The sequence below is a fragment of the Aromatoleum toluolicum genome, from assembly GCF_012911005.2.
In the GTDB taxonomy this organism is placed as follows: domain Bacteria; phylum Pseudomonadota; class Gammaproteobacteria; order Burkholderiales; family Rhodocyclaceae; genus Aromatoleum; species Aromatoleum toluolicum.
Genome location: NZ_WTVS01000064.1, coordinates 23,569 through 30,324, shown reverse-complemented (window position 1 = coordinate 30,324; position 6,756 = coordinate 23,569). Strand labels below are relative to the sequence as shown.

The window sequence follows — 6,756 nt, the reverse complement described above, 5'->3', positions numbered from 1 at the left end:
CCAGCGCCCCGAGCAGCTCGTTCACGCCCCAACTCCCGGGACCGCATGCCCGAGCGCGTAGCGCAGGGCCGGCAACATGCTCGCGACCGCAGCCTCGCCTTCTGCGATCGCTTCGCTGGCTCGATGGAAGTCCATCGTGCCGATATGCGCGAGCCGCGGCGAAACCTGCACGTCGGCGGGTTCGCCCGCCAGGCGGCTGCGCGCGATGCGCACCTGCATGATGTTGATGCTGGACGTGAGCACGGTCATCAGGGACGGAAGGGATGCTTCGGCACCGACCACCTGGGGGCCACGTCCATTGCCATTCCCGTTGATCGACAGGCCGAGGCGCGCGAAGATCCGCTCGGTCCAGCCTTCGGAGGTCTCTTCGACCTGCTCCACCGGGTTGGCGCGCCACGCCTTGCCGATCATGTCCGAACCCAGATCGACCGCAATGACGACGTCGGCCCCCATCGCACGACACAGCGATACGGGCACAGGATTGACGAGCCCGCCATCGACGAGAAGACGGCCGTCGCGCACGATGGGCGTGAACAGTCCGGGCAATGCGATCGAGGCGCGCACGGCCTGCGCGACGCTTCCCTCGCGCAGCCAGATCTCGCGCCCCGTTTCAAGTTCGGTTGCAACGCACGCGAACCTGCGGTCGAGCTGCGAGAAATCGCGATCGACAAAGTTGCGTTCGAAGAACTGGATGAGCTTCTCGCCCTTGATGAGACCGCCGCGCAGGCTCACGTCGAGCAGGGAGACCACATCCTGCCACTTGAGCGCCTCGGCCCAATGGGTGAGTTTCTCGAGGTCGCCCGACGCCATGGCTGCGCCGACGAAGGCACCGATGGAACAGCCGCAGATGATCTGCGGCTCGATCCCCTCGCGGGCAAGCACGCGCAGCACGCCAAGGTGGGCCCAGCCGCGCGCGGCGCCGCTGCCGAGCGCCAATCCGATGACGGGGCCGGACTTGCCAGAATTCTGCGGCGTCGGCTCGAACATCGGCTAGGCGCCCTATCAGGCTATCGGCTCGGCGTACAGGTCATGCACGTCGCAGTCGGTGATGCGCACCCGGGCGAATTCGCCGGGTTCGAGCCCCTCACCATTCGGGATGATGACGAGGCCGTCGATCTCGGGCGCATCCCCGGGGGAGCGCGCGACCGCGCCGTCCTCCTCGATGTCATCCACGAGAACAGTCATCTCGCGGCCGATCCAGCGCTCGAGGCGCTGGGTCGAGATGTCTTCCTGGAACTCCATCAGACGCATGCGACGCTCTTCACGCACTTCATCGGGAACCGGGTCCGGGAGCTGGTTCGCCTCAGCCCCCTCGACAGGGGAATACGCGAACGCACCGACCCGATCGAGCTTAGCCTCCTCGAGGAACTGCAACAGCAGCTCGAAGTCCTCGTCGGTTTCGCCGGGGAATCCGGTGATGAAGGTGGAGCGGATCGTCAGGTCCGGGCAGATACTGCGCCAGATGCGGATGCGTTCGAGCACGTTCTCGGCGTTCGCCGGGCGCCGCATGGCCTTGAGGATGCGCGGACTGGCGTGCTGGAACGGAATGTCGAGATAGGGGAGGATCTTGCCTTCGGCCATCAGCGGGATGAGCTCGTCCACGCTGGGGTAAGGATAGACGTAGTGCATGCGGACCCATACGCCGAGTTCGCCCAGCGCTTTCGCGAGGTCGAGCAGGCGCGTCTTGATGGGGCGCCCGTTCCAGAAGCCCGTGCGGTACCTGGTGTCAACGCCGTATGCGCTGGTGTCCTGCGAGACGACCAGGAGCTCCTTGACGCCCGCATCCACCAGGGATTCGGCTTCGCGCATCACTTCGTGGATCGGGCGCGACACGAGGTCACCGCGCAGCGACGGAATGATGCAGAAGGTGCAGCGGTGGTTGCAGCCTTCGGAGATCTTCAGGTAAGCGTAATGATTCGGCGTAAGGCGGATACCCTGCGGCGGAACCAGGTCGGTGAAGGGGTCGTGCGGTTTGGGCAGGTGCTGGTGAACGGCCTTCATCACCGCATCGGTCGCGTGCGGACCGGTGACGGCGAGAACCTGCGGATGCGCCGCCATCACGACATCGTCCTTGGCGCCAAGGCAGCCGGTGACGATGACCTTGCCGTTCTCGGCCAGCGCCTCGCCGATCGCGTCTAGCGATTCCTCGACGGCGGCATCGATGAAGCCGCAGGTATTGACGACCACGAGATCGGCGTCGTCATAGCTGCCGGAGATTTCGTAGCCCTCGCCCCGCAAGCGCGTGAGGATGTGTTCGGAATCGACAGTCGCCTTGGGACAGCCGAGGGAGACGAAACCGACTCGCGGTACGCCAGGGGTCTTGTGCTGGGTCATGCTCTCAGGGGGAGGTGCTCTGACCGGGGTCCGGAATGACCCCGGCCGGAATGTTATTTCTGGCTCGAACGGCCGCTTTTCGCTGCAGGCGCTTCCGGCTTCGTTTCCTTGGCAGCCTGCGGTGCGGCCTGCTCTTCCTTGGTGGCCGGAGCGTAGTTCGGGAAAGGGAAACCGGTGAAGATGCTGCGCGTCTGGTTCTCGATCTGCTCCTGCATCTGCGAGAACATCTTCTTGCTCTGATCGACGTAGGTGCCCATCACGCTCTGCAGCGCGGGCCCCTGGAAATTGAGGAACTGCGCCCACAGATCCTGGCTGATCGGGCTGTTCTCGCCGTAGATCGCCTGGGTCTGCTCCTGCAGCTTGGCCTGCATTTCGGTGAAGGCCTTGATGTTGTTCTCGAGGTACTTGCCCATCATCCCCTGCGTCGCATTTCCGTAGAAACGGATCATGTGCGCGAGCAGGTCGCTGGTGAACATGGGGGCTCCGCCCGCCTCTTCCTCGAGAATGATCTGGAGGAGGATGCTGCGCGTGAGATCCTCGCCCGTCTTGGCATCGACGACCTGAAACTCCTCCCGCGCCAGCACGAGTTCCTTCACATCGGCCAGCGTGATGTAAGAGCTGGTCCGGGTGTCGTACAGACGGCGGTTGGGATACTTCTTGATAAGACGCGACTGCTCAGCCATCAATGCCTCTCCTCGTCGGCGGTCAATTCCGCTCTCCACGTTCAACAAAATTATACCGCGGTGCAGAAATAAAAACCCCGCCGTTCGGCGGGGTCTCGCAGCGATCCGCGAACGCGGAATACTGCATCAGCACATGTGGAGGCCACCGTTGATATTGATGGTCGCACCCGTCACGTAGCCAGCCAGTTCGGACGCGAGGTAGGAACACAGCGCGCCGATTTCCTCGGGCTTGCCGAGACGCTTCATCGGCACCGTGTCGATGATGCCCTGGCGGATATCCTCGCGGATCGCCATGACCATCTCGGTACCGATGTAGCCCGGGGCGATGGCATTGACGGTGACGCCCTTGGTCGCCAGTTCGGCGGCGAGCGCCTTGGTGAAACCCAGCACGCCGGCCTTCGCCGTAGAGTAGTTGGTCTGCCCCGCCTGACCCTTGACGCCATTCACCGAGGAGATGTTGATGATGCGCCCCCAGCCGCGCTCGGCCATCTTCGGCGAAACGTGGTGGGTGACGTTGAACAGGCTGTTGAGGTTGGTGTTGATCACCGCATCCCACTGGCCCTTCTCCATCTTGGGGAAGAACTTGTCGCGGGTGATGCCGGCGTTGTTCACCAGGACGTCGATCGCGCCGACTTCGGCTTCGATCTTGGCGACCATTGCCTTGCAGGATTCGTAATCGGACACGTCACCTTCGGCAGCGATGAACTCGAAGCCGACTTCCTTCTGCTTGGCAAGCCACTCATCCTTCTGAGGGAAACCCGGCAGACAGTTGGCGACAACCTTCAGGCCGTCCTTTGCCAGGGCCTGACAGATCGCGGTGCCCAAACCGCCCATGGCGCCGGTAACGAGTGCGACTTTCTGAGTCATGGTGCAATCCTCTTGCAGATTGGTGATGGGAGGCGCGTCGAGTCGCGCGACAGTCGTCCGCAACGCACCTCCTCTGACAACCGTGCGGCAGTGCATACCGCAAAGCGGGTAAATTATAGGGACTTTTCGACGAGATTGCTGCACTGCAAAAGGAAAATAAAACGGCGCGCTCCTTTCGGAAACGCGCCGCTGCAGAACCGGATACGGTCCCGGTCAGAACATGTGCTGGCCGCCGTTGATGGAAATATTGGCGCCGGTCACGAACGCAGCCTCCTCAGACGACAGGTAGGCCACCAGGCCGGCGATTTCCTCTGGCTTGCCCAGTCGTGACACCGGAATCTGCGGCAGGATCTTGGATTCAAGGATTTCCTGCGGGATTGCCATCACCATCTTGGTACCGATGTATCCCGGCGAGATGGTGTTGACGGTCACCCCACTACGCGCAACTTCCAGCGCCAGCGCCTTGGTGAAGCCATGCATCCCCGCCTTCGCAGCGGAGTAGTTGGTCTGGCCGAATGCACCTTTCTGGCCATTGACCGACGAAACATTGATGACGCGCCCCCACTTGCGCTCGACCATGCCGTCCATGACCTGCTTGGTCATGTTGAACACGCTGTCGAGGTTCGTGGAGATGACGGCATCCCAGTCGGCCTTCGTCATCTTCTTGAAGGTCATGTCGCGGGTGATCCCGGCGTTATTCACCAGCACATCCACGGGCCCCACTTCCCGCGTGACGGTTTCGACGCATGTCTTGCATGAATCGAAATCCGACACATCGCAGGGATAGGCCTTGAAGCCGTAGCCCATGTTGTTCATGGTCTGCAGCCAGTCAGCGGCCTTGGTGTTGCCCGGGGAATGCGTCGTCACGACCCTGTAGCCCAGCGCAGCGAGCTTGATGCAGACCGCCTCGCCCAGGCCACCCATGCCACCGGTCACTAGTGCAACTCTTGCCATAAACTTCCTCCTCTCCCGTTGGTCGTTTAACGAAGGGTTTCCAGTCACTTCCGGCAGCGCCCCCCGTGTCTGCTGCCGCTGGATGATTCATGTTCCGCGCCGGCGCGTGCGCGTCAGGCCTTTTCCTTGACGTAACGACCGGGCGCGGGCTCGATCGGCGCGAACTTCGCATTGCCAAGCCGGCCGCGCGCTGCAACCTGTTTGCCCCCATACGGCCTGAGCCATTCGATCCAGTGCAGCCACCAGCTGCCCTTCTGCTCGGCGGCTCCGTCCAGCCATTCTTCCGGATCGGCCGCGCCGGAGGCGTTCACCCAGTAGCTGCGGCGGTTTTTCGACGCCGCATTGATCGCACCGGCGATGTGCCCGCTCGCACCGAGCACGAAGGTGGTTTCTCCTCCCAGCAGTCCGCGCGAAAGGTAGGCGCCCTTCCACGGAACGATGTGATCTTCGCGCGTCGCGAGCAGATACGCGGGCACGTCGACCTTGCGCAGATCGACCTTTGCACCGAGCATCTTGAGCTTACCCGGCATGCGCAGGTTATTTTCCAGATACATGTTACGCAAATACCACGTCAGGAACGGCCCCGGCAGGTTCGTGCTGTCGGAGTTCCAATAAAGCAGGTCGAAGGCCTGCGGCTTGTTGCCCTTCAGGTAGTTGCCGACGACGTATTGCCAGATGAGGTCGTTGGCACGCAGCGCCGAAAAGACGTTCGCCAGTTCCTGACCGGGAAGCAGCCCCCCTTTGCCGATGGCAGCTTCGCGAGCCGTCACGCTCGCCTCGTCAACCAGGCAGCCAAGTTCGCCCGCATCCGCGAAATCGAGCAAAGTGGTCATGAGCGTAAGGCTCGCAACCGGATCTTCGCCACGCGCACGCGCGACACCGAGCGCCGACGTCAATATCGTGCCACCGACACAGAATCCGAGCACGTTCGGTTTCTTCACGCGCGTGACGGTGCGCACGACTTCCAGCGCCTTGAGCGGCCCTTTCTCGAGGTAATCGTCCCAGCTCGCCGTGGATTCGGCCGCCGTGGGGTTCTTCCACGACACGAGGAAGACCGTGAAGCCTTTCTCCACCGTGAAACGCACGAGGGAGTTGTCGGGCTGCAGATCCAGGATGTAGAACTTGTTAATGCACGGCGGCACGATCAGCAGCGGCACCTGGGCGACCTTGTCGGTCAGCGGTGCGTACTGGATGAGTTGCATCAGCTCGTTTTCGTAGATGACGGCACCAGGCGAAACGGCAATGTTGCGTCCAACTTCGAAAGCCCCGTCGTCGGTCATCGACACCCGGCCCTTCTCGAGATCGGCGATCAGGTTCTTGATTCCGCGGGTGATGCTTTCGCCTTCGGTTTCGAGGGCGGCCTTGACGAATTCGGGATTCGTGGCAGCGAAATTGGACGGCGCCAGCGCATCGACGTATTGCCGCGTCAGGAACTGCAAACGCGACTTGGCGCGCCCGTCGGCCATCGGCAGTTCGTCCGAGACTTGGCTGAGGAAGCTGGCGTTCAGCAGGTAGGCCTGGCGGATGTAGTCGAAGACAGGGCTGTCGCTCCATTCCGGTGCCGCAAATCGCCGGTCACCCGGCGGAGGGGCAATGACGGGAGCGGCCTTCTCGCCCGGCTTCAGTTGCAGCATCGTTGACCACAGCGCAACGTGGCGCGCAGCGAAGTCCTGCTGCAGGCGCGCGAACGCTTCGGTTTCCGGGAGGGAGACGCCCGGCGCGGCCTCGCCACTGCTGTCCTGCATGACCGCATGCTGGCGCGCGAGGGCCTGAAAGAAGTTCTGCGCCATCGCCTGGCCGAACTGCAGCATTCCCGTGATCGCGGGGTTGCCCTGATTGTTGTCGGATTCGGACATCAGCCCCTCCTGAGGCGCTGGTTCGGACGCATACGGAATTCGCTGGTCACCTAGATTCTCCC

At 62.6% G+C, this 6,756-nt stretch carries 6 protein-coding genes; all 6 read right to left on the bottom strand.

Features of this window, described 5'->3' with window-relative positions; translation table 11 throughout:
- Positions 1–21 precede the first annotated feature (21 nt).
- The gene (rssA, locus tag GPA27_RS22525; protein WP_169142670.1) at positions 22–987 is read right to left on the bottom strand and encodes a patatin-like phospholipase RssA; all 966 of its coding nucleotides are present in this window, start codon (positions 985–987) and stop codon (positions 22–24) included.
- Positions 988–1,002: 15 nt separating this feature from the next.
- Positions 1,003–2,334 (bottom strand): 30S ribosomal protein S12 methylthiotransferase RimO, encoded by a 1,332-nt coding sequence (gene rimO, locus GPA27_RS22520; protein ID WP_169142669.1) that lies wholly within the window; start codon positions 2,332–2,334, stop codon positions 1,003–1,005.
- Between the two features lie 53 nt (positions 2,335–2,387).
- Positions 2,388–3,017: a polyhydroxyalkanoate synthesis repressor PhaR gene (gene phaR / locus GPA27_RS22515; protein WP_169142668.1), complete on the bottom strand. Its 630-nt coding sequence runs from the start codon at positions 3,015–3,017 to the stop codon at positions 2,388–2,390.
- Between the two features lie 126 nt (positions 3,018–3,143).
- Positions 3,144–3,884, bottom strand: coding sequence for a beta-ketoacyl-ACP reductase (locus GPA27_RS22510; protein ID WP_169142667.1), 741 nt, complete (start codon positions 3,882–3,884; stop codon positions 3,144–3,146).
- Positions 3,885–4,097: 213 nt separating this feature from the next.
- On the bottom strand, positions 4,098–4,838 hold the full coding sequence (gene phbB, locus GPA27_RS22505; protein WP_169142666.1) for an acetoacetyl-CoA reductase: 741 nt from the start codon (positions 4,836–4,838) through the stop codon (positions 4,098–4,100).
- 113 nt (positions 4,839–4,951) lie between these two features.
- Positions 4,952–6,694 (bottom strand): class I poly(R)-hydroxyalkanoic acid synthase, encoded by a 1,743-nt coding sequence (gene phaC / locus GPA27_RS22500; RefSeq protein ID WP_169142665.1) that lies wholly within the window; start codon positions 6,692–6,694, stop codon positions 4,952–4,954.
- Positions 6,695–6,756 lie beyond the last annotated feature (62 nt).